30 protein-coding genes are annotated in these 24,458 nt (G+C 39.8%); 13 read left to right on the top strand and 17 right to left on the bottom strand.

The window, feature by feature from the left end; translation table 11 throughout:
- The 15 genes from KJB35_RS21315 to flgB all read right to left on the bottom strand — a co-directional run bounded on the left by KJB35_RS21315 (nt 1) and on the right by flgB (nt 13,042).
- Nucleotides 1–2,091: a flagellar biosynthesis protein FlhA gene (locus KJB35_RS21315; protein WP_285469833.1), complete on the bottom strand. Its 2,091-nt coding sequence runs from the start codon at nt 2,089–2,091 to the stop codon at nt 1–3.
- The gene (flgA, locus tag KJB35_RS21310) at nt 2,092–2,769 is read right to left on the bottom strand and encodes a flagellar basal body P-ring formation chaperone FlgA (protein WP_285469832.1); all 678 of its coding nucleotides are present in this window, start codon (nt 2,767–2,769) and stop codon (nt 2,092–2,094) included.
- A gap of 8 nt (nt 2,770–2,777) precedes the next feature.
- Complete coding sequence (locus KJB35_RS21305; RefSeq protein WP_285469831.1) at nt 2,778–3,722, bottom strand: FliG C-terminal domain-containing protein; 945 nt, start codon at nt 3,720–3,722, stop codon at nt 2,778–2,780.
- Nucleotides 3,719–5,431, bottom strand: a complete 1,713-nt coding sequence (gene fliF / locus KJB35_RS21300; protein ID WP_285469830.1) for a flagellar basal-body MS-ring/collar protein FliF — start codon at nt 5,429–5,431, stop codon at nt 3,719–3,721. The genes KJB35_RS21305 and fliF overlap by 4 nt, the downstream gene beginning before the upstream one ends.
- The gene (locus KJB35_RS21295) at nt 5,428–6,150 is read right to left on the bottom strand and encodes a sigma-70 family RNA polymerase sigma factor (protein WP_285469829.1); all 723 of its coding nucleotides are present in this window, start codon (nt 6,148–6,150) and stop codon (nt 5,428–5,430) included. The genes fliF and KJB35_RS21295 overlap by 4 nt, the downstream gene beginning before the upstream one ends.
- A gap of 12 nt (nt 6,151–6,162) precedes the next feature.
- A complete protein-coding gene (locus KJB35_RS21290; RefSeq protein WP_285469828.1) occupies nt 6,163–6,612 on the bottom strand; it encodes a hypothetical protein in 450 nt (149 codons plus the stop codon).
- Complete coding sequence (locus KJB35_RS21285; protein ID WP_285469827.1) at nt 6,605–6,880, bottom strand: hypothetical protein; 276 nt, start codon at nt 6,878–6,880, stop codon at nt 6,605–6,607. Before KJB35_RS21285 ends, KJB35_RS21290 begins: the two co-directional genes overlap by 8 nt.
- Nucleotides 6,877–7,980 (bottom strand): flagellar basal body P-ring protein FlgI, encoded by a 1,104-nt coding sequence (locus tag KJB35_RS21280; RefSeq protein ID WP_285469826.1) that lies wholly within the window; start codon nt 7,978–7,980, stop codon nt 6,877–6,879. Before KJB35_RS21280 ends, KJB35_RS21285 begins: the two co-directional genes overlap by 4 nt.
- A 7-nt stretch (nt 7,981–7,987) precedes the next feature.
- On the bottom strand, nt 7,988–8,674 hold the full coding sequence (locus tag KJB35_RS21275; protein ID WP_285469825.1) for a flagellar basal body L-ring protein FlgH: 687 nt from the start codon (nt 8,672–8,674) through the stop codon (nt 7,988–7,990).
- A complete protein-coding gene (gene flgG, locus KJB35_RS21270) occupies nt 8,674–9,450 on the bottom strand; it encodes a flagellar basal-body rod protein FlgG (RefSeq protein WP_285469824.1) in 777 nt (258 codons plus the stop codon). The genes KJB35_RS21275 and flgG overlap by 1 nt, the downstream gene beginning before the upstream one ends.
- A gap of 6 nt (nt 9,451–9,456) precedes the next feature.
- Complete coding sequence (locus KJB35_RS21265; RefSeq protein WP_285469823.1) at nt 9,457–10,185, bottom strand: flagellar basal body rod C-terminal domain-containing protein; 729 nt, start codon at nt 10,183–10,185, stop codon at nt 9,457–9,459.
- Nucleotides 10,186–10,206: 21 nt separating this feature from the next.
- Nucleotides 10,207–11,403: a flagellar hook protein FlgE gene (locus KJB35_RS21260; RefSeq protein ID WP_285469822.1), complete on the bottom strand. Its 1,197-nt coding sequence runs from the start codon at nt 11,401–11,403 to the stop codon at nt 10,207–10,209.
- A gap of 63 nt (nt 11,404–11,466) precedes the next feature.
- On the bottom strand, nt 11,467–12,240 hold the full coding sequence (locus KJB35_RS21255) for a flagellar hook assembly protein FlgD (protein WP_285469821.1): 774 nt from the start codon (nt 12,238–12,240) through the stop codon (nt 11,467–11,469).
- 8 nt (nt 12,241–12,248) lie between these two features.
- Entirely contained in the window at nt 12,249–12,650 is a 402-nt protein-coding gene (gene flgC / locus KJB35_RS21250; protein ID WP_285469820.1) for a flagellar basal body rod protein FlgC, read from the bottom strand.
- Entirely contained in the window at nt 12,650–13,042 is a 393-nt protein-coding gene (flgB, locus tag KJB35_RS21245; protein WP_285469819.1) for a flagellar basal body rod protein FlgB, read from the bottom strand. The genes flgC and flgB overlap by 1 nt, the downstream gene beginning before the upstream one ends.
- 60 nt (nt 13,043–13,102) lie before the next feature.
- Between flgB and KJB35_RS21240 the strand changes: the two genes are divergently transcribed.
- Complete coding sequence (locus tag KJB35_RS21240; protein WP_285469818.1) at nt 13,103–13,915, top strand: hypothetical protein; 813 nt, start codon at nt 13,103–13,105, stop codon at nt 13,913–13,915.
- Between the two features lie 60 nt (nt 13,916–13,975).
- Here the strand turns inward: KJB35_RS21240 and KJB35_RS21235 are convergent, their stop codons facing one another.
- Nucleotides 13,976–14,161, bottom strand: a complete 186-nt coding sequence (locus KJB35_RS21235; RefSeq protein ID WP_285469849.1) for a hypothetical protein — start codon at nt 14,159–14,161, stop codon at nt 13,976–13,978.
- Between KJB35_RS21235 and fliP the strand changes: the two genes are divergently transcribed.
- The 5 genes from fliP (at nt 14,109) to KJB35_RS21210 (ending at nt 16,830) form a co-directional block, all read left to right on the top strand.
- Nucleotides 14,109–14,723 (top strand): flagellar type III secretion system pore protein FliP, encoded by a 615-nt coding sequence (gene fliP / locus KJB35_RS21230; protein WP_306309425.1) that lies wholly within the window; start codon nt 14,109–14,111, stop codon nt 14,721–14,723. The genes KJB35_RS21235 and fliP overlap by 53 nt on opposite strands.
- A 5-nt stretch (nt 14,724–14,728) precedes the next feature.
- Nucleotides 14,729–14,995 (top strand): flagellar biosynthetic protein FliQ, encoded by a 267-nt coding sequence (locus KJB35_RS21225; protein ID WP_285469817.1) that lies wholly within the window; start codon nt 14,729–14,731, stop codon nt 14,993–14,995.
- Between the two features lie 6 nt (nt 14,996–15,001).
- The gene (locus tag KJB35_RS21220) at nt 15,002–15,784 is read left to right on the top strand and encodes a flagellar biosynthetic protein FliR (protein ID WP_285469816.1); all 783 of its coding nucleotides are present in this window, start codon (nt 15,002–15,004) and stop codon (nt 15,782–15,784) included.
- A 72-nt stretch (nt 15,785–15,856) separates the two neighbouring features.
- Nucleotides 15,857–16,426 (top strand): hypothetical protein, encoded by a 570-nt coding sequence (locus tag KJB35_RS21215; RefSeq protein ID WP_285469815.1) that lies wholly within the window; start codon nt 15,857–15,859, stop codon nt 16,424–16,426.
- Nucleotides 16,427–16,437: 11 nt separating this feature from the next.
- A complete protein-coding gene (locus KJB35_RS21210; RefSeq protein WP_285469814.1) occupies nt 16,438–16,830 on the top strand; it encodes a hypothetical protein in 393 nt (130 codons plus the stop codon).
- Between the two features lie 56 nt (nt 16,831–16,886).
- On the opposite strand, the gene KJB35_RS21205 is transcribed toward KJB35_RS21210, so the two are convergent.
- Entirely contained in the window at nt 16,887–17,465 is a 579-nt protein-coding gene (locus tag KJB35_RS21205; protein ID WP_285469813.1) for a hypothetical protein, read from the bottom strand.
- Between the two features lie 39 nt (nt 17,466–17,504).
- On the opposite strand from KJB35_RS21205, the gene KJB35_RS21200 reads away from it, so the two are divergent.
- The 7 genes from KJB35_RS21200 to KJB35_RS21170 all read left to right on the top strand — a co-directional run bounded on the left by KJB35_RS21200 (nt 17,505) and on the right by KJB35_RS21170 (nt 24,416).
- Nucleotides 17,505–18,218 carry a hypothetical protein gene (locus KJB35_RS21200; protein WP_285469812.1) on the top strand — a complete coding sequence of 238 codons (714 nt, stop codon included), beginning with the start codon at nt 17,505–17,507 and terminating at the stop codon, nt 18,216–18,218.
- Between the two features lie 26 nt (nt 18,219–18,244).
- A complete protein-coding gene (locus KJB35_RS21195) occupies nt 18,245–18,928 on the top strand; it encodes a hypothetical protein (protein ID WP_285469811.1) in 684 nt (227 codons plus the stop codon).
- A gap of 137 nt (nt 18,929–19,065) precedes the next feature.
- Entirely contained in the window at nt 19,066–19,377 is a 312-nt protein-coding gene (locus KJB35_RS21190) for a hypothetical protein (protein WP_285469810.1), read from the top strand.
- 60 nt (nt 19,378–19,437) lie between these two features.
- A complete protein-coding gene (locus tag KJB35_RS21185; RefSeq protein ID WP_285469808.1) occupies nt 19,438–20,319 on the top strand; it encodes an MYG1 family protein in 882 nt (293 codons plus the stop codon).
- A gap of 125 nt (nt 20,320–20,444) precedes the next feature.
- On the top strand, nt 20,445–21,047 hold the full coding sequence (locus KJB35_RS21180) for an ATP-dependent Clp protease proteolytic subunit (protein WP_285469807.1): 603 nt from the start codon (nt 20,445–20,447) through the stop codon (nt 21,045–21,047).
- A gap of 80 nt (nt 21,048–21,127) precedes the next feature.
- The gene (locus KJB35_RS21175; RefSeq protein WP_285469806.1) at nt 21,128–24,088 is read left to right on the top strand and encodes a hypothetical protein; all 2,961 of its coding nucleotides are present in this window, start codon (nt 21,128–21,130) and stop codon (nt 24,086–24,088) included.
- A 1-nt stretch (nt 24,089) separates the two neighbouring features.
- The gene (locus tag KJB35_RS21170) at nt 24,090–24,416 is read left to right on the top strand and encodes a hypothetical protein (RefSeq protein WP_285469805.1); all 327 of its coding nucleotides are present in this window, start codon (nt 24,090–24,092) and stop codon (nt 24,414–24,416) included.
- Nucleotides 24,417–24,458 lie beyond the last annotated feature (42 nt).

The following is a 24,458-nucleotide window of genomic DNA, read 5'->3' as shown; positions in this document are numbered from 1 at the left end:
TTAATCTCCGATTGTTAACCCTAGTTCAACATTACAATCTTTTGTGATGCCATCCGAGTCTAGGATGTGTAATCGTGGAATTTGAGTACCAAATAGGTCATACACACCACGACGAAGGTTGTCATCGGTCAAAAGAATTGCTGGATAACTGAAGTCGTTTAGTTGTTTTTCTGCGTTTCTAAGTCTCTCAGTTATGTCACGTAAGGTGTTCTGATTAAGAAGAATTGTTCCATCTTCTTGTAACCCAGCCCTTAGGAGTTCGTTAAGTCCATCAGAGAAGATTATTACTTTAACTGGTTCAGATGGTTTTAGACCTTGAATTCCAGAGAGTATCCATGGAGCTAGTCTGTTACGGACATGTTTAAGCAAAACAGGAAATGGAATTGCCACGCCTGCTAGCTCATTCATAGTTTCCATGATTACTGATATTTGAGAGATTGAGATTCTTTCTTGAAGAAGCCCTTTAGTGATGTTCAGTAATTGAGTCAGTCTCATGCTGTCAGGAACAGCAACCTCAACTAGTTTAGGTTTAAATACGGCTACCTTATCAACGATGGTTTGGAGATCGTCAATATCAATCATCAGGTGAAGATTCTTTAGGATTACCTCTTGAATATGCGCCGTGATCATCACTGACGGCTCAATGATTGTGTACCCTTGCTCTTCAGCCATAGTACGATCATCATTCATGATCCAATAGCCACCATAGCCATAAACAGGTTCAATTGCGAATGAACCGCGAGGAAGTGGCTTAAGACGTTCTTTTTCATTGCTGTGGTCTAATGCCATAAGGAGCTGTGAGAATACAACTGCTCTACCTCTCTCTAGTCCCTCAACGACAATCCTGTACTCGTTTGGTTCAAGGTCAATGGAGTCGGTAATTAGAAAACCTTTAACAAGAATTCCGAATTCTTTCGAGATTTGCTTTCTAAGTCCCTTGATGGCAGTTGTTAATGGGCTAGTCTCAGATTTAGCTAGCTCAGCTAGAGAACAACCAATTTCAATTCTGACTATCTCACGTTCAGAAATATCTTTGATGTTTACTTCTGAGGTGTCTTCTTCTTTCTCAGGAGTATTTCCTTTTTCGATTTCCTCAGCTGCCTTTGCTTCTTCTGCCGCTCGAACCCCCTCTTTCTTGTATAGAGTGTAAGAGAAGAAGAATAAAGCCCCAGCGATAGCTAGAAGCAGTACGGTAGGCATTGCAGGGATTAGAGCCATAGCAACAACAATCGCCCCAGCAAACGCTGGCACAATTGGATTCGTACACACTTGGCTACCGATCATGTCAGATAGTTCTACTTCGCCGTTTACACGCGAAACAATAATCGCTGTAGCTAGCGCCATGATGATCGATGGGATGATAGCTACGAGGCCATCACCAATTGACATGATTGTGAATGCTGAAAGTGCTTCAGGAAAGCTCATTTCATGGTCTGACATACCGACAATCAGACCACCAATGATGTTTACAAGCAGAATTAAGATGCCTGCGATTGCATCACCCTTTACTGCTTTTGAAGTACCATCAAGGTTACCGTAAAACTGTGATTCGAGACCTATATCTCTACGTCGCTCAGCAGCCTCTTCGTGTGAGATTGTTCCACTACCCAGATCGGCATCGACTGCCATTTGTTTTCCGGGCATTGAATCAAGAGAGAATCTTGCTCCGACCTCTGATATACGCTCTGCACCTTTTGTAATAACGATAAAGTTGATTATTGTAATGATTGTGAAAACCACAATACCTACAACAAAGTTACCGCCGATAACAAACTCACCAAAGGCTTCAATAACTTGACCTGCACCGCCGCTTCCTTCGGCACCATGCATCAGGATTACACGTGTAGAGGCAACGTTGAGGCTTAATCGAAGGATTGTTGCTAACAACAACACTGTAGGGAACACAGAGAAGTCTAATGGCTTCTTTGCATTAATACATGTCATCAGTATTGTTACTGCTATAACAATGTTCACGATGAAAAGTGTGTCCAATACAAGTGGAGGTAAAGGAATCACGAACATTGCTATAACTACTAACAGGAATATAGGGGCAGCGGCACTATTCTTTGCCCTATCCAGAAAGCTGTTCATTTATTTTACTCTTACAGTTTTGTTGTTAATAACTATTGCCATTAACGTTTTTTTTGAGGTTTTGTTTTCCACCTCAATTCTTTGATTAAACATTCCATCTTCTAAAGCAATGCCTTTTGCTTTTAGTGTTATGCCATTAACTGACGCAACCATAGTTACAGCGTCACCTCTACTTATCATTGGTCGGACTACTAAATTCTTTTGATAAATAACAGAGTTAGCTTTAATGTTTCCTTTGGCGCTGTAGTACAAATCTGGAACATCTTTAGCAATAATACCACGTATAGATGATAGATTTGTTGATTTTTTAGAAACAAGATCACGGTGTATAGGTGTCTTTCTTTCGATTTCTACTTTAGAGACGAAAGTTTTGATCGACCCACTTACTTCTGTCACAGAAGAATGTCGGTCTAGACCTTGGCATTGAATGTTAATTCTGTACTTATTGAGTCTGTAACGAAAAGGCTTAACTTCTAGTGAATAGTTTCTTCCATTACATTTCTTTGCATACTCAATAAAAGTCTGTGAATGATGAATTTCTACGTTGGGGTTTAGGTCTTTGAGATTTTCTTGGATTTCAATCTCTGCATCGAGAACAGGGTGCGCAAGGCACCCTGTTGATAAAAGAAATCCTGTAGTTACTGTCAAAGCCTTTAGGCTAAGGAGCAGTTTTTTCATAGGGATTCCTATTTAACGATTTCGATCGTCCCTTTTTGTTGAAGAGCTTTTGCTTCGAGAACGATTTCTCTCTGAGCATCATTAATCTGCTTCTTCTTACTAGGGTCAATTTCACCAAGGCTGTACTCGATGTTTTCACGCTTTGAGTCGGTTACGTTAGCAAAAACTCTTTCTCGTAACTCTTCGTCGAAAGGTACGATGGCGGCGGCAATAACAGCACCACCAAAGTTTCCGAATACTTGCTGAAGTACAGAGTCTGTTTGAGCCAGAATATCCTTGAATGTAAGCGTTGCTGATCTAATTTCTTCCGCAAGATCATCTGGCAATTTTGCAAGAAGAGTTTCAAGACCGATGTCGTCCAGAGTTGAAGCAAGATTAAGGATGATGTCGAAGTTTGTTTTCTTCTCAGAAAGCATTTCCTCGATTTTAGCTTCAAATGTACGGCTGATTGACTCAAGGATTTCTTCACTGATGTCCCCAGATGTTTTACCAGCTAGCGTGATTGCAACTTGTTCATCTGTTGACATGTTAGTGAACACATCTTGAGAGACTTTCTGTGGTAACTGCCTCAAGACAACCACCTGAGAAATTGGCTGTTCATCTTTGATGATTCTGTAAATAACATCCGGTTTTTGTTCAGCCAACTTGTAGAACCCAACATGGACTTTCTTATTGATTGCATTTGGTGACTCCGCCATCTTAGCTTCATCATATTCATCAAGAAGAGTCATTTCATGTGCAGGGGCTACAATTAGCGAACCAATTGCATTGAACTCCCTAAGTACTTCAAGCCCTTCTGTTTTAATAACAGTCTTGTCTTCTTCGACGATCTTGTCGATTGCTTCAATTACTTCACGTGGCAAGTGCTTAGTGATAGGTGTCATCATTTGAGGTGTTAACATCTTTACAAGCATCGCTACTTTTCTGACGCCTTCGGGGTTAATCTTACTCATTTCTTATCACCATCATCTTCATCTAGAGTAATTCCAGCCTCTGCCATCATTGCTGCCACGGCATCTTCGTCACTAACGTTTTGAACATCTTCTTCTTCGTCTTCATCTTGGGCGTGGGTACGTAAATATTCACGTCCAGCAACCATGCCTTTGATAACTTCAAGAGTAAGGTTAGGATCAGTATCTACAAGCTTGTACGCTTTGTTCATTTGCGTGCTGTAGTCTTCATCTATTCTGTTGCTTTCATCTTCACTTGGGAAATCGAACAAATCATTGTTTTCAAGAGATTCAGCTGTAACTGTAAATGAAGGAGGTGTAATTTCCTCAAGTTCATCTGACTTCTTAGATACGGGAGCGATGCGGTTTAGAAGCGATCGCCAAGCCAAGAATAGTACAAGGGCAAACAGTAAGTATTTCGCACCTGTCATACCTTGCTTGAATAACGGATGTTCCCAAAACTCTGGTTCTGGCTCCACAACTTCTGGAGCTTTGTAGAAGTTCATTGCTTGTACAGTTATCTTATCGCGACCTTCAACAAACGTCAGAGAGGCTGATACTAAGGTTTGAATACTTTGAGAAATTGACGCTACTTCCTCAGGAGTCTTATCAGTCTGATCAAAGACAATCGCTACTGAAGTCGTTTCAAGTTTACCTGATGCATTCTTAGTATGGGTAATTGAACGCCCAGTTGAATAGTTCGTTACGGTTTTCTGGTGACCAATTGCGTTTTCGTCAGAGCCTGTGTTCGCTGATACAGGCTTATCCGAGAATTTTGCATGTTCAGGGGGTTGGTTAGAAAGAGCGCCGGGTACACCCGCTCCTCCACTTAAAGTTTGGTCGTAGGTTGTCTCTTTCTGTTGACTGATAATCACAGTTGAATCAACTGGCGTCTCAGTTGTATTTTCTACACGATCAAAATTAAACGATGTTGATACGTTTACACGAAAAGAATCAAGTCCAACAATAGGAGCAACAATTTCTGTTATTTTGCTTCTAAGTTCGCGCTCGTATGACTGGCGGTAGTCTAAATGATTTCCTCCGAAATAGTCTTCGCCTATTTGAGATAGCAAACGTCCAGTTTGGTCAAGAATTGTGACATTTTCAGGAGGTAAATTAGGGATACCAGAAGATACAATATTAATAATCCCGTGAATTTGACCTTTAGATAGCGCAGCGCCTCTCTTTAGTGTTAGTACCACACTTGCACTCGCAGGATCAGTATCTCTTAAAAACTGAGACTCCTTAGAAAGAGCAAGTTTTATCTTACTAGATTCAACCCCATCAATTGTATTGATAAGTTTCGACATCTCTTCCTCAAGAATCTGATTCTTGAAGAGGTTTTCTTTTACCTGAGACGTGTAGACGTTTGTAGCTGTAGATAAAAGAGCGTAGCCGTCATGCCCCTTGCTAGGAAGGCCATCACGCGCTAAAGCCGCTCTTGTTACATCATGTTGCGCGGAGTCGACTAGAAGAGTGTTGTTTCTTCCAATCTTGTAGTTAATTTTGTTTGCGTCTAATGTTGCTACAACTTCTTGTATGTCGCGGTTGTCAATGTTCGACATGTAGATGGTGTAGTCTGGACTAGTTAGGCTGACAGTTAATGCAGTTGCACCAACACCTATCACCCCTGTAGCTAACGCAACGGCGAATTTCTTATTTAAGCTAAATTCGCTCCAGTTAGCTAGTAAGCTATCGATACGTTGTTTCAACTTCCGGCTCCCATACACGCAACTTTGTTACGTATCTTTTGTACTAATTGATTTTTCAACTGAGAAACTCGTCCTTCACTAAGATCTAATTTATCACCGATAGACTTCAAACTTAGTTCTTGATTGAAGTACAAATCCAAAATAATTTGCTCTCTTTCGCTAAGTTCCATGATCGCAGCTTTAACAGCCTCAGTTTTATCGTCCTCCATTGTAATTTCAGCGGGATCATCCGTAAAGCGATTACCGATAGTTATTGTAGAAGACTCATCATCTATCGATACAGCATTTCGAGACTCCCATCTCAATAGGTATGCAGACAGTTTCTCAGTGTCCACACCCAGTATTTCGGATGCTTCTTGTAAAGATAATTCTTTATTTTCACTTGAAAACTTTGCCTGTAGTTCGCGATATTCTGCAAAAAGTTTTTGTTGTCTACGTGGGATACTTGAATTCTTCCTAAACCAATCAATATATCCACCAGCGATTCGCTTGTATGAATATGATTTAAATGTCACTCCTTGTGACTCATCAAATTGCTTGTAGCATTCTAGTAGATGCATAAGTCCAATTTGAATTAGGTCTTCTTTTTCGTGAAAATCTACTTGAAACCCATGCGTCCTAATTACTCCATTTAGGATGTCGGTTGCATATTTCTTGTGTTCACTAAAATTTCTTTCAATATCACACGTATTATTACGCTGATATGGGTTCATAGGCATTAATTATAATTATTACCTTCCGTAGAAAGTGTTTTTACGCTTATTTTTATTTGGGTCTTGTTTCTCAACACCAAAACCTTCCATGGCGCTGTCAACATGCTCTTTTGCTGCTGTGTTGTTGGCAATAAGTCGTTCAAGTTTTACCTCAAAGTCACTATTTAAAGCGCGGAAGGTTGATACAAGTCCGTGCAACTCCCTGTCATCATGGTGCTCTGCTAGGCATTGTTCAATCGTGGCTTTGTCGTGTTTTTCGTAACGAGTACAGAAAAAAGAAACATGCTTATCGACTGCCTGCTTAAGAAGGTGCGACATATGAGCCAACTCTTCACTTCTGGCAATCTGATTTGCTAGATCAAATTGAATTACGGCAGCGTGAGTTTCTTCGGTCTTTTTAATTACATACCTAAGATGGTCAATAGTCTCTCTTAGGTTTGTTTTGACTGTAAATATAAAGTCACTCATATCTCTTCAGTATTTCCTTTTCTATTGAGGTTACAATATTGTTGTTGTGCGAAGAAACCATCTTTTCTGCCAAAATACGGTTAGTAATATTGTCAGTGTGGTCTTGAATAAAACTTTGACTCGTTTTATCTACACCATTTTGTTCAAGCATCTTTTGCACGAAAAGTGCTGAGAAATTCTCAGCAGCTTTTCTAGCGTCAGTTTTGATTTCCTGACTCTTAATACCACAATAAACATTGTGATCTATGCATGTGGTGTTTTCAATCACAGCACAAAGACCTTGGCTTTCAACGCCCCTGCTTGTTTCAGTTGTTGAATAACTGAAGCAATATCTTTGTTTGATGCCCCAACAGCGTTAAGTGCAGTAACAAGATCTTGTAGGGTTCCGCTACGTTCGATAACTGCAAGTTTTGTCTGCATATTTTCGATTTTAATTTGACTGTTCTGAACAACAACAGTTTCTCCACCCAAAGGCGCAGGCTGCGATACATCTTGGCTTTCGCTAATGTTGACAACAATATTGCCTAAAGAAATCGCAATCGGACTTAATTTTACATTTTGGGTAAAGGTCACAGTTTGACTTCTTGAGTTGATAGTCACATTCGCTTCTGGCTCTGGCATTTGGAAGTCCACATTTTGAATCAATGTGATAAATTCAATGCGAGAACTTTGGTCGCGTGGCGCTAAAACCTTGAGTGAACCAGCATCAAATGCTTTTGCTGTTCCTTTACCAAATTGTTCATTTATCGCCTTTTCAATTGCATTAACTGCGGCAAAATCCGAACGATTTAGGTTAAGTGTTACATGGTCACCGTTAAAGATTGATGAGTTGTCTAGTTCAACCTCAACAGTAGCCCCCTCAGGAATACGCCCAACAGCTGATGGGTTCACATCAAGTGTCGAACCGTCCAGACCAGTGGCTGAAAATCCATCTACTAATACTTGTCCTTGAGTAATAGCATAGGTTTTGCCATTTAGGCCAAGTAGTGAAGATGTAACCAATGTTCCACCACGTAAGCTCTTCGCGTCTCCCATTGAAGAAACGGTCACATCAATCCTTTGTCCATTTTTTGCAAACGGTGGCAATGTGGCATTAACCATAACGAATGCAACATTTCGTGACCGTAATGAGACATCATTAGGAACCTTAATTCCGTATTTTTGAATCAATGTGGTTGCGTTCTCAGCAGTAAATTTGGTTCTGTCCCCCGTGTTTGGAAGACCCACCACTAAGCCAACACCTTGAAGTTGGTTATCTCTCGCCCCAGCAATGCTTGTCATATCACCTACTCGTTCTGCGTGAGCAGCAGTAGATCCAAGTAGCGCTACCAGTAGGACTACACTTTTGATGTTTTTAAAAACTTTCATTTTCATCTTAGAACGGCCAATATTTACCTGTTACAAAATTACTAAACCAACCTTCCGTAGCTTTATCGTAGATGTAGCCATCACCACGGTAATAGATCCTTGCGTTTGCAATGCGAGATGAGTTGATTGTGTTGTTTGTTGTTGAAATATCTTGTTCCTTGATATGTCCGACCAATGCAATCGTCTCTGTTCCCTTTTCAAGGGTTAGTTGCTTAGTGCCTTTAATCTCAAGGACTCCATTTGGGTAAACCTTGGTTACAGTACAAGCAATGCTTCCTGATAGACTATGACTTTGAGCTGTGCTGCCTGACCCATCGGCTTTCTTGTCAGATGTGTAGTTTATTGAACCATCCATTTTGGGCTCACCGAATAGTGATATCCCTGCGTTTGCACCAGCTTTGTTCTGGGTTTTAGATTTCGTTTTTGTGTTAATGGAGTCTTTAGCGTCGATCGCCTCCTCCATATTCACAATCACAAGATCTCCAATTTGGTATCTATGCCCTACACCGATGAGCATGTTTTGTTGACCAGTGCCGAAGATACTTCCATTTACTGGTGAGGTGCTGTTGTATTCAATTTCACCAACTTCAAATGGTTTAAGGTCTTCTTTTTCTGTTGGGACTTCTGGCGTCGATGAGCATCCAGTTAGGGCGGCTAGCAAAGCCACCCCTAATAGCTTAGGGGCGTATTTCATTAGATAACCTGTGTAAGTTGTTGCTGAGTCTGATTGGCTGCTTGTAGAGCTTTAGAGGAGCTATCATAAGCTCTCTGTGCTGTGATCATTGCAACCATCTCATTGATGGTATTCACATTAGAACCTTCTAGATAACCTTGCATCAGGTAACCAAACCCATCTTCATCGCCGATACCAGCAATTTCATCACCTGAACTTTCGGTCGCAGCGTACATGCCACCATCTAGCTGTAAAAGTCCATTGGGGTTAATGAACTTGTACAATTCGATCTCTCCAAGTTCCTCCCCTTCGGGGTTATCACTGTAACGAACTAGAACCTTTCCTTTACGATCAATCTCTACGCTTGTTGCGTTATCGGGGATGTTTATCGACGGTTCTAATAAGTAATTGTCGTGAGTCGCAAGGTCGCCATCTTCATTGACCATGAATGCGCCATTGCGGGTGTACAGTTCACTTCCGTCTTCTTTGATTACTTTGAAGAACCCATCACCTTGAATCATTAGGTCATATTTACGCTTTGTTTCTTGAACAATGCCTTGACTGAAATCGGTCACAGTACCAACAGCTTGAACACCTGATCCAATTTGTAGGCCACCAGCTGCGGCTCCTTCTGTAGCAGAAGGTTCGCGGACTTTTTTGCTCATTAGAGCTGCGAATTCAGGTCGTTGGGCTTTGTAAGCTGTAGACTCTGCATTGGCAATATTGTTTGCAATGTAAGTTAGCTTTAAGTCCTGAGCCGATAGGCCAGTTTTTGCTGCGTATAATGTAGCGTTCATACTTTATTAACGACCTCCTATTAGTTGATTTGATGATGACTCTAGCGAAGAGACCGTCTTCATCATTTTTGCAGATATCTCGTAATTGCGTTGTGCTGACATTAACTTCGTCATTTCCGATATTGAATCCACATTGCTGCTCTCTACATACCCAACCAATACAGACGGGGTTTTTGTAGGTTGTGGGACTTCATCGCCAGAAAGTACAAGTTCGCCATTTGCGTTTTTAGTTGCACCATCGTTTGCGACCGAAAACATCTTTAGTTGACCCAATAGTTCCTTTCCTGTTGAGCCACCTCTAACAGAGCCATCAGAATCGACCCAGAATGGGGATGAGCCTACATTAATGTTTTCTCCGGTAATGCCTTGTATGTTTCTGCCTAAAGCATCAATTAACATTCCTGCATTATTTTTGTTTATTGTAACCGAACGAGAGATGACGTTGTCACCATCAACGTTTTTAAGAGCAAAAAACAACCCTTCACCCGCCAATATGTCGTTACTGCGATTAGTGTGTTCGATATTTCCTGTTCGCATATCGATACCAACGTTACTCAACTCGGTATAGGCGTTCATCCCTGCCTGCTCTCCACCATTCAGGTAAAGAGTTTTGAATGAGACCTGATCTGCTTTAAAGTTTGAAGTATTTGCGTTTGCAATGTTGTTAGACGCAACAGCTTGCATTTGATCAAACTGCTTAGCAGCCGACATTACCGTGTAGAGTGAAGAGTTCATCTTATTCGGTTCCTTTTATTTTTACACAGCCTGCATTAGGGCGTTGTTAGTCTCTTTCGCAACTCCAAGAACCTTAGAGTTACTTTGGAACATCTTTTGTAGACTGATTAGGTTCACTAGTTCAGCTGTCATATCTACATTAGAACCTTCAAGGTAACCAGAATACATATTCCCGAAGCCTGTATCTCCAGACTTACCATAGAAAACATCACCTGCCGCGATACCTACTGAGTAGTAGCCGTTGTTACCCATAACTAATCCGTCAGGGTTTTTAACGTTAGCCATTGCAATAGTTGCAACTTCCTTTGTTTCCCCACCAGCGTATGAGAAAACGATAGAGCCATCTGCTTCTACTTGGTAGCCATCGTACTCTGCATATGTACGACCATTGCTGTTCTGTGATTTGATGGTTGTATTTCCTGCGTATCCAGTAGATTTACTAATGTCCATTTCAACCTTGCCTACCCCCGGAAGTGCCGGAGTCAAAGTCCCAAGGTTTAATTCGAACTTACCATCACCATCAATAGCACCTTTTCCTTTGATGAGCTCGCCTTTGTCATTGAAGTGCACTGTGTTTGGCGTTAGAGCTACTGCTTTTCCATCAACTGACGCTTCTATTTCCCACGTTGCTTCGCTAGTTACTGGGTCAATAGAATAGTTTTTGAACTTGATATTAAGGTTTTGTGAATCACCTAGAGAATCGAAGACCTTAACGGATGTAACGATCTCGTCAGTAGGGTCAGTCATGTCATTGCCAAAGTTAATTTCTAGTGAACCGCTATCGGTGATAACAGGTGGCAATGAAGTTTCATCAATCTTGATATCTTGAAGTGCTGTACTACCGCTACCAAAGCCTTGTACATGGTTACCGTAACCATCAACAAGGTAGCCATCTTTATCAAATTCAAATGCGCCATTACGGGTAAGACTTTGTTCACCGTTTTCATTTTCGACAACAAAGTAACCTTCACCAGAAATAGCTTGATGCAATGCGTTACCTGTAGGAACCATGCTACCACCATTGTGGTTAGTGCTTACTGCGCCACTACCAACGCCAACGCCTGTCCCATTTGCGCCATTTTTAACAACCATTTGGCTGAATTGCATTGATGTCTGCTTAAAACCAATAGTTTCGGAGTTGGCGATGTTGTTTGAAGTATTGCCGATAGCGCGGTTGGCACCATTAATGCCACTTAGTGCAATTTTTGTGTAATCCATGTTCTATGTACTCTTTGTTTATTATTAAGATATTAGTTTTTGTTATCTGTTTTTAAAAACAGACTATTCAGCTGGCAAGGTTTCTGGCTTTACTGTGTCTGAACTAGAGTTGCTGCCAGAATCCATGATTTCCAGAATCATGGCATCTTTGACACTCATTCCATTGCTCAAACCAGTTTCAGAGATAGGCCAAAACTGCATGGATGAAATCTTGCTCGCGACAGTAGCAACAGCTTCATCATCTTTGACGTACGCACCATCTTCGTTTGTGTAGCCAACTTCGAATTGATACTCGCCTGAATCAACTTTGTTACCGTTTTCATCAGTACCGTCCCATCCGTAAATTAGCTTTCCATTTTCTAATTTAGCGTCAATCGTTTTGATTTTGTTGCCGTCTTCATCTTTGACTACCACTTGGTAATCGCGGTCAAGGTTCTGTTCGTCGGTCATGATTGTGCCGTTGATCTCAGAACCTTGTGCCGCATTCCAATCGAACTTATCAACTGCAATACGCGCATCAGAACCAACTATTCCCATTGAAGTTATATTGCCAACATTCGCAACAATAGAACCAAGATTGGCTAATTGAGAATTGGTTTTTTCAGCCTGTTCAAGTTGGGCTAGTTGCGCCATTTGAGCTGTTAACTCACTAGAATCCATAGGTTCAGTTGGATCTTGGTTGGTTAGCTGGGCTGTCAGAAGCGTCATAAAGCGGTCGCCTAATTCGCTTGTGGAAGCCCCGTTACCATTGCCGTTTCCAGTGCTTCCACCCGAACTACTGTTCTGGGCTGTAGCCGTTGGTGCAGGTGCACTCTGTGTTGTCTTTTCGACGTTCATATTCATTCTTACTTACTGATAGTTTGAATTGTTTTTAGAGCCAAAGACTTCAAGCTTGATGTCATTTGGGCATTCAGCTGATAAGACTTCTCTGCTGAGATCATATCTGCTACTTGTTCTTCTCGATTTACGTTACTTCCGTATAGGTAGCCATTTTCATCGGCATAAGGATTGTTTGGTGCAAAAATTGGTTGTGCGGCAGCTTTGCTCTCAACAATGTTTGTGACGACAACACCTTGGCTTCCACCAATATTTACGCTTTCAAATTTAACTAGCTTTGCTTTAAAAGCATCTTCTGGAGTGCTTGCAACTGTGTCTAAGTTTGCAATGTTCGAACTGATTGCGTTAAGGCGTTGACCTTGAGCCATCATCGCGATACCAGTAGCGTTCATAGAGTCAATTAATGACATTATTTATTCTCCTTCAGCATTCGTTTTAAGCTGTCTACTTTCTTCTGTGAGAACGTAAGAGCTGTTTCGTATTGCACTTCGTATTCTGCAAACTTTAATTTTTCTAGGTCGCTATTGACGGTGTTACCATCTGCTCTAATTGTTCCAGAGTTTACGAATTGTGTTTGAATACCGTTGTTCACACTCGATGCTTGGATGTGCCTAGGGTCGGTAGTTATCAAGCCGACAGTTTTAGTGTCTAATTTCTTTGAAAGGGCATTTTGGAAATCAATGCCTTTTGCTTTAAAATTTGGCGTATCTTGGTTTGCTAAGTTACCAGCTGTTGTAGCCAGTTGCGCTTCCCTTACTTGAAGTGCCGCGTTCATAAAATTGATGCTGTCGAATGCGCTCATTATTTTGTATTCTTCATCTAAACAGTTTTGAGTTATTTTTCTCAGGATACGATTTAGAAAATGTGCGAAACAAATCCACGCCCTATCCAGTGGCGTAAAGAGACGGAAGTCTCAAGCCTTAGTGCTACCAAAAAAATTAATAATTCGTCAGCAACATCTCAAGAGGAGACCTCATTAAACATCGCAGGCTTTTCTTTGGAGCAGTTCGGCTTGGGTCAGGGAAATCCTGAAAAATGCAAACCATCTGCTGATGATGTATTTGAACAAATTATCAATAAAGTTGAAAACGACTCGGATACTACTGAGTATGAATCTAGCTCTGAAATGGAGATGCGAGCTCTTGGTATATCAGCAGGCTTGTATACTGAAGATGATCTTGAGTCAGCAAAAAACGAAGCCTATCTTCAGGGGCTTATGGAGGGTAATAACAAGGAGCGAGAGCAACTTGTGATTGAAAAAGAAAACCTCAATTCATTGATTAAGAGCCTTGAGGGCAACCTCATTGTTCAAAAGTTAGATCTTGATTCAGAATTTGAATTAATGGCGAGCGCCTTTTTGAAGAACGCTGCAAATGCTCTATTAGATGGATTGTATGATCAACTTGCTACTGAAGTGCTAGATCTACACATAAGTAAAACTCTTTCCATGATTGGCATGGGAGATACGAAAGTTGAGATTCAACTGTCGGCAGAAGATTTTGAAGTAGTAGCCTCTTCGTGCTCTGAGAAATATCAAGGTGTTGATTTCAAGGCGATAAGTTCACTTAGCAAGGGAGATATTAGAGTTGTATCACGTGGTTCTGATTTATCGATCATCCAAGAGTCTGAGCTTCAAATTCTAGATTCGATAAAACGCCAAGTTGAAGAGGCATAGGCGACACTAACTCACAACTCATCAAATTGTGGTACTATTGCTAAAGTTCATTCTTATTTTTTAGGTGTAAGGTTTGAAAAAAGCAATAGGGCTTTCCTTTCTATCTCTGTTCTCTAGCCCCGTATTTTCACAAGGTGTTGAATTGCTAACATCTGTTGATAACGCGTCTGGAGGACAGTCGTACACGACATCTATGTCCGCTGTAGGATTGATGGCATTACTTGCAATGCTTCCGACTATGGTCATAGTTATGACCCCTTTCCTTAGGATTGCAATTGTACTCAGCACGCTTAGGCAAGCTATGGGTCTTCAAAATGTCCCTACTAACAAGGTGATGGCTAGCTTGGCTCTTGTAGTATCAATGTTCATCATGACCCCTGTGATAGAAAAGATACACCAAGAAGCAGCACAACCATACTTTTCAGGTGAAATTCAGCTAGAAGAAGCTGTATCACGAGCTCAAGTACCTTTAAGAACCTTTATGCTGAATCATGCAAAGACTGAGCATGTAGAAAGGTTTCTAGAAATGAGTGGACGTGAATATACAACAAAAGATGAAATCCCATTTACAGTTGTTGTAGTTTCGTTTGTAACTTCTGAAATTCAGACAGCACTAAAGATAGGGTTCTTGATTTACCTACCTTTTGTACTAATTGATCTTCTAGTTGCGACTGTCCTTATGAGCCTAGGTCTTATGATGATGAGTCCTATGATTATCGCAATCCCAATCAAGATAATGCTGTTTGTTTTAGTTGATGGATGGATGCTAACCGTCGACTCCTTGGCAAAATCATTCTTTATGGGGTAAACACAATGGATCATGACATTCTTCACATGTCGGTTGAGAAGATGATGACTCTTCTCGCTGAAATTTCTATTTATTTCATGGCACCGATAATTATCATTGGTTTGGCTGTTGCAGTATTTCAAGCAGCAACTCAGATTAACGAACAAAGCCTTAGTTTAGTTCCTAAATTCGCAGCTCTTTTTCTTATCATTATGACTTTCGGGTCTGTGTTGATGAATAAGATCTGTGACTTCCTCATTGAGCTTTATTCAGCAATCCCAACTCTGGTATAGCAGATTATGATGAGCGAAGTTTACGGTCTTTTGAACGCCGCAAATATGTCGGCGTTTGACCTCATCTTCTACCGTATGCTCGGGTTCTTTGCAGTATGCCCATACTTCAAAGAAAGAAGGGTTCCAAAGAAAGCTGTTCTAATAATGGCTTTAATTATGGCTTACCTCTTATCGCTCAACGAGACGCTCCAAACTATGGCCTCTGCAAGTAGCTCTCTAGATGAACATATCAAATGGGGAGTGATGAACCTTGCAGTTGGTGCATTAGTTGGCACTACAGTTCTCCTAGCGTTAGAGGTCGTTCGACTTACAGGTAAAATGATAGCTTGTGCGATGCAGTTGAGTTTCTCTCAAATGGTTGACCCTAACAGTGGCACTAACTCAGATGCAGTAACAGCATCAATGTACTTTCTTTTCTCTCTTGTTTTCGTAGAAGCTGGTGGAATCTTTATCTTGTTGGATATTATGTTGTCCACTTTCGACATTGTTCCATTAACGGATTTTATCATTAAGCCAACCATTTGGTACGAGATAGCTTTTACATTTGGAGAGACGTTTACTTATGCAGTTTTGTTAGGCGCACCATTTTTAATGATTGGGCTCTTACTGAATATTGCTCTTGGTGTAATCTCTAAGGGTGCTCCATCAATGAACCTTTTCAGCATTGGTTTTCCTATGGCTATCTTCCTTGGTATCTTGGGGCTCTATCTAATAATGCCCTCACTCTTGCAAGAGATGTTTACGTACTTCATGGTGCTGAAGAAAGATTACCTTGGTCTTATTCATTAACATCCACCAGCATCACAAGTTTTTCAGAGTTAACAACAATGACAAACATGGTGCATTAGTAAAAGTATAATTATGGCAATTGAAATTGAACACAAATGGCTAACAAAGGAAGAAGTTCCGTTAGATCTGGCGTCAGACTCTTACTTCATCAAGCAGTTCTACATAGTAAACTCTAAGTGGCTTACAGTGCGTGTCAGGCTCAAGGAGAAAGTAGATCTACAAAAGGCAATTGATTCTGTTAGAGGAGAAGGGGATCTAGTTTTAGGTGCTGACTCTGTATCGCTACTAACAGTAAAGTTTGCTTCAAAAGATGGTGGTTTATCGAGACCTGAATACGAATGGTCGCTCTTCCAATTTTGGTCAAAGGTAATCTCTAAGCTGTTTAAAAGACTATGCATTACTAAGACTCGATTCGTGATTCCTTATAAGAATCATATGGATTTTGAGGTTGATTACTTTGCAGGTTATTTGAAGGGACTTGTTATCACTGAGTTAGAAGTAAAAAGTAAGGATACACCCCTACCCTTGGAGCCATGGTTAGGAAGAAAGATGACTGGGTGTGAAAAATTATACAATGCGTATCTTGTTAGGCTTAATCAGGAGCAAGCGCGATCTTTGCTTTTTGAACTGGAACTTTTATAGTTACATTAAAAATGAGCAAATACGTAAAGACTCTTTTAGCCTCTTTTGCTGTCCTCTCAATGACACCAAACGTTGCTTTAGCGCTCTCTTGGGCTAATTCAGTCTCGGATGAAACTATCGCTTCTTCACAAACAATATACAACGACAGTGTTGATGTTAATTACCTAAAATCAATCACAATTGATGCGCAACGCGATTGGGTTGGTGTTCGTATATTGAAAAAGGGAGATACCTGCTATGAAGTTAAGCAAGACATAAAGGTTGATACTAAAAAAGAGCCATTTGGAAAGTATGTTGGTGCTTCAGCATTACCTGAAACGGTTGATGTTGGAAAAGTAAAAAGGAGCATATCGGTCGTTGACTGTGCTGCATATGAACTCGCCCCTCAAACAATCAATTTCTAATCTATCCCTAAAGTAGATAAAAGCCACCAACATTTGATGCTGGTGGCTGTTTTGTATCAGTGGCTACTTAACTTAGCTTTGATATATGTATTGAGTGCAGGATACCCCTCTCTATCAATAAACTCTATTGCATAACCTTCAACTGTACTAAATAGATTCACATCAAATCCGTCCGTTGTAATCCATTTGTAGTTAAGTAACTCCGACTCATCATACTGAGCAGGAGCTCCAAAGGCATTTGACAGTGCTATTGAATACTCCTCCATTTTTTTAAGATTAGTACTATGCAAAGGGATGTTTAACCGTATAAAGAACACATCTCCTCTTCGATTTGAGAGAGTTGTTAGGGAAAAATCATCGTTTTGAATTTCTTGTTCCGGATGCATACCATCCGCAATGTACGATTTGACCTTTACGCCTTCCCCGTAAAGCAACTTAGTGAAAAAGGCTATGTAATCTGCGCTAACACACTTTACTGGTTCTTCAAAAATATACGTCTGCGTGCCACGCGTGCATTGCTCGTAGTTATCACTATACAAGTATTCTGTCTTGTATTTATTAAGTTCCTGACGGTATTCGGAGCCGACTGGTAAAGAAGCTCCAATGAATAATGCTACAAATTGAGATAAAATCACTTTTACTGAAACAATAACAAATAGCAGGATTTCAACAAAATGAGATGTGCACGTTCTCTTCTTGCAGCGATAATTTTTGGGTCTTTAGTCGGCTGTAGTTCGACCAACCATCAGCCACAAACTTACCAAACCGAAACAAACCTTGTTACAGAAAAGGAATCTAAGGAAGAGCCATTGTATGGTTACCCTGAAGAGGAGCCGTCTGACACGGACATCCTGATTCTGCAATTGGATGTTGATTTGCAGAAAAGCTTATTAAAGCTCGGTGCAGAAAAAGAGCTTGAATTAGCATCTGTTGTAAGAAATAGCCCGTTAAACTCATCTTCGACTGATAAGTTGATAAATGAGTACACAAAAGAAATGGAGAATCTTTCGAAGCTAAAGGGTCACTACATTAAGTTTAAAATACCAAAAGATGACGAAAATCTTCGAGATGGCGTGAACTTAATGCTGAAGAAGCTAGATGCTGAAATTAGGCTCTATACAAAGCGCATTGAAGAAAGAACTGTAGAGGTTGAGATGCAACAATCAATTGACCTCAAAGTTCAGCAACAAGAAGTAGAACGAAAATTCGCGGTAGAAAAGTCTCGATTGATTGCTAAGCATGATTACGAAGTTAAGGTTGTCCTTATCAATGAGACTATTGAAACTAACCCTATCAGTAGCACTTTACGTCAAGAAATAGAGTCACTTGAAAGTGAAGTTGCGTCGCTTACCCATCAAGCAATAGAGATGGGGGTTGATAATCTATGATGGAGATTTATGCCAGCAGAGGCTTTATGTCTGAAAAAGAGCCAGAGTCAGTAACCCAAATAAAAAGGCGCGTTAAATACGGGGAGATTACCTGTTTGTTTTGCGACTCGGAATACAACCATGTGAGCTTTAGAACCATGATGAATACATGGCTAAAATCCGATGATCTTAACGAAGAAAACTATAATGAAGGTTTCATTCAGGAAAAGATGTTTCAGTTGGATAATCGCTTGCTCGACGAAGACTGTAGAATTCGTTGTATGATTTTAATATGGGTCTCTGAGAGTGGAGAGAAGATCATATGTAAAATGGGTGATTACATAAATGTTTATGAAACATTTTTCGGGTGGGAGAAATACGAGACTCAGCAATTATTGTTTTTCAGTTCTCGATCGGCGACCGATATGTACTTAGGCTCCGGAATCTGCCTCCCCTTAACCGCCAGAATTCAGAAAGGTGTATTTATATACTTACTTTCGGAGAATACGATAGATAAGATTGACCAAGTCGCTGGTGAAGGTTCTTCTCAAAAATTCCTTACAGACATCTATGACTCAAAGAGTCCTGATTTAAAAATGCACTACTTGGATATTAATGAGTTTGCAGAACAGCTAGACAAGGGTAGAGTTGATTTGGTGATGAATGAGTTTGTAAAAAAATACTTCTCGAAGAAAAGCTCAAGATCGCAATTTTTTGCGATATTGGACTAACACCACAAAATAAAGGAGAATTATATAAAACACCTAGTTCTCCTTTAGAACAGTTCGAACTTATTATAATGTCAGAATTTGTTAACAAACTAAGAAACTCCGTGAGAGGTTTACTACTAAAAAATACGAAATCGGCCATGACCAACCCTGTGGGTTTTTTATACACCCCAAAGAAAGGCATGACCTTAAGACTTAAAGGTGTCGGTGACTTTTTAATTGATGATGACAAAGCAGCTTTCATCAAGGATAGGGTTGTGTCTAATGGAGGCGCATGTCAATCGGTACATGTATCACTATCGAACCCATCACAATATGATTTTGGTAATCCAATTACGTCTTTAATCCTGCTTAATGTGCCTGAAGAGAAAGTTGTAGACGTTAGAGATCTACTTAAGACGCTAGTTTCCAAAGAACAAGCACCAAAGGACTCCCCTTCACTCTCTCATTAATATCACGATTACTTCATTTCATTAATTGCATTTGCTAAGGTGTTAGTAAATATTAAGAAAATGACAGTAAAAATTATAACGCATAGTGGTAGCTTTCATGCTGATGAGATCTTTGCTACCGCTTTAATCAAGCGTTTTTATAACTCAAATGTCGAGGTTATCAGAACTCGTGAAGACTCTATTTTAAGTGAAGCAGTTCAAGATCCAAACATTTGGGTCGTAGATGTAGGTCGTTCCTACAATGAAAGACGCAGAAACTTCGATCATCATCAAGCCTCCTTTTCAAAGAAATGGTCAAAGACTGAGATTCCGTTTAGCTCCTGTGGTTTAGTGTGGTCATACCTTAAAAAGAAAGGTTTTTTGAGTAAGAAACTTAGTGACGGAGAAGTTAAGATTATCGAAGATAAACTTATCATTCCGATAGATAAACATGATAACAGAGTGGCTACTTGGCCGCAGTCAGTTATGTTTAAGCTTGCAAATAGAAATAAGAATACCATAGAGGATTTTCATAGAGCTCTGACAATAGCGGAAATTCACTTAGAAGATACTATCTATTACGCGAAACAAACAGAACTAAACATACAAAGAATAAAGGATGTTGAATTTATTGAAAATGGCCTTGTAGCTGTCGTAGGCGAAGAAATTCATAACATGATCAATCCTTTGGCAAACAACACTGATGCAAAAGTGGTAATCATGCCTAAAACCAAAGATGGAGACATTAGTAACATTACATGGGCTATCAGATCACTGCCGTCAGAAAAAGAAGGGGTTTTGGCTCCGAAAGAGTGGCGAGGGCTCTCTAGCATTGAGTTGCAGGAGATGTCGGGTTTAAAAAGTTTAGACTTTACGCATAAGTCTGGCTTTTTGACGATTGCTAAGAACAGAAAGGACGCTGAAAAGGTCGCAAGATTAATGCTTTCAAACGGCGGTTACTGATTCAAAGTGGACTTATAAAAAAGCTGCCTTCGAAGCAGCTTTTTTTGTTTTTAAAAACAAAACAGTTAACACCAACAAGCTCTCCTTAGTTATAATGCTACAAATATCAATTTTAAGGAAATGCCATGTTACCTCCAATGGTTATCAAGCGTACCCCTAATGGCGAACGTGCCATTGACCTTGGTACTAAACTTCACGAAAGCAGGATTATATACATCTGTGACGCCGTAACAGAGCAATTGGCTAACTTAGTTGTAACCCAACTACTTTGTCTTGCAGAAGAAAACCCTGATAAAGATATCGATTTGTACATTTGTTCTCCGGGCGGTTCTGTTGTTCACGGCTTGGCAATTTACGACACCATTCATAGAATAAAGCCAAAAGTAAATACTATTTGTCTTGGTCAGGCTGCTTCTATGGGGGCATTTCTGCTGTCTGGTGGTACAGGAACAAGAAAGGCAATGCCAAACGCCACTATCATGATTCACCAACCTCTGGGTGGCGCAAGAGGTCAGGCTTCGGATATTGAAATTCACGCTAATGAAATTAAGCGTTTAAAAAGACAGCTGAATGAAGAAATGGCAATGCATACAGGTAAAACTGTTAAACAGATTTATCGAGCAACCAATCGTGACAACTTTATGAGTCCTGAAAAAGCTCTAGAGTTTGGTTTGATTGATGAGATTATTGAGCCTTATCATAAACCTAGACACGAACTTAAGCGCTAGTTTTTGTATATAAAGGGAGTGAATATGCTCTCTTTTTTTTCGCTTGTTTGACCCATATTTGTTACATTTAAAGAAAAGTAATGTTCCGTTTAATCCAATCAGACTATACCTCTTTGGGTATGACAAAAATTAGCGACGCTATTAAAAACTCAAAGGAAATGGGTTTAGTTCCTGTTCTTGCAGATAAACTTTCTTTGAATGGACTAGCAGAGTTTGCAATTGAATGTAAGCGGCATAATATTGAGGGCTTTGCAGGATTAAGGGTTCCTTTTGAAACGAATCTTGGGGTAAGACATCTGACATTGATTGCTAAATCAGAGATTGGGTTATCTAACTTAGCTTCCATTGTTGAAACAGCCTCACAAAATGGTTCCCTGAAGACATCTGACCTGAAGGGAAAGACAGTTGATCTTGCTTGCCTAATTGACCATGACTCTCCATTAGTAGAGCCTAATGATGATGGAACATACAAAGATGTCTTTGTTAATCTAAAAAAGCTATTCCAAACTAATGATATTCACTTCTCTGTGTACCAATACAATGAGTCACACATGAATGAATACCCTTCATTGAAGTCCCACAATGACCTGATAAATGGATGGTTAGAGAATGGGAAAAAGGATTCATTAAAAACACATTGCTTGCCAATCTGTTACAGTTCTTTTGAAAATGGAGTCGCTGGACACCAAGCTCTTGTTGGTCGTTATCTTGCACTAAACTCAGTTTCAAAGCCTTCGATTGGTCGAGCTGTTTCAGAACTACCAAAGTGGATGGACTTCAGTCAATCAAGACAACCTACAAATCTGACACATCAATTTCTGACTAGTAGTACACAAGCATTCCTAGATAAATGCTCGTCGGGTTACTTGCAGACTATCTTACGTGAAGAGGAGGTAGTTGATCTTGGATCTAACATTAATCTTCGAGATTTGATGTACAAAGAGCTGGAAGGGTTATTCTCAAGAAAGGTTGTTAATAATAAACAAGAATACATAAACCGCTTGGAAGAAGAGTTAAAAGTAGTTGAGAGAGAAGGCTTTGAAAACTATTTTCTAGCACTTATTCAATACTCAATGTACTGTAAAACCAATGGCGTTCCAACAAAAGTAAGGGGGTCGTCGGCAAATTCAATCATATGTTATTTGGGTGGCTTATCATCAAAAGAATGTGATCCATTAGCGCATAAGCTGGATTTTAGACGCTTTATGGGAGCGAGAATTGAAACTCCTGATATCGATATAGATGTTGCCTCTGAAAAAAGAGGGTCAATATACGACTTTCTTAATCAACATGTATCTGAAAACAGTGTCGGCGCACTTATAGTGCAAGGTAAGCAAAATAAACTTCATACTCTGTTTCTTCAGGCTCGCGAGGTTTTGCTATATAGATACGGTGAAGGTGTTGAATATAGCTTCCAGATACCAAAAGTTGGAATTAATGACTCTGGTATAATAAAAGACCTAAAACGTGATCTAGGCGATTATAGCTCAAATGTGCTTTCTGACCTTGTCAAAGAATCCCCTGTTCTTAAAGAGTACATGGACAAAAGTGGCTATATAAAAGAGTTAGTTGCAATTGGTATGGAGCTTGACGGTCTGCGTGGAAATGCTACTCCCCACCCTTCTGCAATTGTCGTAAATAACCACTCAATCAGACCTACCCCGTTTGTTAAAACTAAAGATGGTTCACTGGCAATGGTTCCGCATGAGTTTGCGAAAAGTGTTGGTTTGCTAAAGTACGACATACTGAGCTCTAAGGTAATTCAAGGGCTAGATTTAGCAAAAAACAGATTGAGATCTACATTTAGTGAAAATGTAGAAAAATGTTTTGTTGCTGATGGTGATGGGATATACCAGTTCATTAAGTCTAACCCAACAGGATTAAATCAAATGTCTGATAAGGATAGCTCTTTAAGGTGCTTAAAAGACATTAACCCTACAAACTTTAGTGAACTAGCAGCGTTCTCTGCCTTAATTCGTCCGGGTGTGTCTGACCGAAAAGACTATCTACGTAACTCTCCAAACAAAGCCTTTGATGATCAGGAGATTGCTGAGTTTCTATCAGAGACCCGTGGTTTCGTGATATATGAAGACCAAATCCTGCAAATGAGTATAGATATAGCAGGCATGAATCCCTCAGATGCAGATGCTTTAAGAACTGGCCTTAAAAAAGGCGATCAAAGGCTAATCGATTCACAAAAAGACGCGTTTGTTAATGGTCTTATATCAAAAGGGCGAAAAGAATCATGCGCTCTAAAGGTTTGGGCTAGACTCTGCAAATACAAAAATGAGTATTTGTTTAACAAGGGTCATGCGACGGAATATGCAATAACAACTGTCGAGCAAGCATTGATAAAAAGAGACTACCCGCACGTGTACCTAGATACAATTGTTTATAGTCACGATCAAGATAAAGGTGCTAAGGATCGTATTCAACCAAAATACATCAAGGAGCTTGTTTCACGTGGAATTACTTTCGCTAAACCTAACATTAACCAAGTTCATTCATATAAAAGTGGATTCGCAACAGATGGCTCTGGAAAAATCTATCCGAGTTTAAGGTTCTATGGTTTTAGCGATAAAATGTTAAATTCGTTAACTGAAACAAAACGCTTTGGTGAATTAACTGGTTTAGACGATTTTATTCAAAAAACATTTTCAAGTTACTTGAATGTAACTTCACACAGTCTACTTACTGTATCAAATTTCGATGTTAAATCATTTAGAGATGAAATGTCTGTTTTGATTAAACACGGTTTTTTTGATTTTGTCGGTGTATCTGAGTCATTAAGTCTCGAAGGACTGAATGTATATGAAAGAAGGAGTCTTTTACTTCAAGCGTCCGATCAGCTGATAGATTTTATGCTCGACCCGTTCCCCAGTGAGCCAACACCTTCTATATCGTTTGTAGGGGAACTTAGCTTCGACAAGGCGGAATACATTGAATTACTGAAGGAAACTTATGGCGACGGATACAGACAACTCCTTGTAGGAGGAAACATAGAATCAAATAAGATTCAAACTAAACAAAAATTGAACTAGAATGTCCAAAAAAATACAATCTCTGGCAAAAAAATATGGCATTGATACATGCGACTTGAATACAAGTTGTGTCGAAAAAACACTATCTAGACAGAAGTTACTGAGAATCAAAAAAATGCTTAGTTCTTCTCCTGACGAAGTAACTGTTGCTTTAAATGCTATAAATACAATTGAGTATGAGCTTGAAATGGCTTTTAATGAACTTTCTAACACTAGGAAGTCCAATGAAAATGATGATGCATTAGCATTTTTAACAAGCGTGCTTGAAGATTGTCGAGAATCAAAAATAAGATTGTCAAACATTGATACTAAATTAAATTGTAAATAGCTTGGTTTAACGAAGTTTGTATATTAACATCAATAAAAAAGA

It is taken from the genome of Vibrio sp. D431a, from assembly GCF_030248655.1.
GTDB lineage: Bacteria > Pseudomonadota > Gammaproteobacteria > Enterobacterales > Vibrionaceae > Vibrio > Vibrio alginolyticus.
The sequence above is the reverse complement of the archived record's forward strand: the minus strand, read 5'-3'. Positions and strand labels throughout refer to the sequence as shown.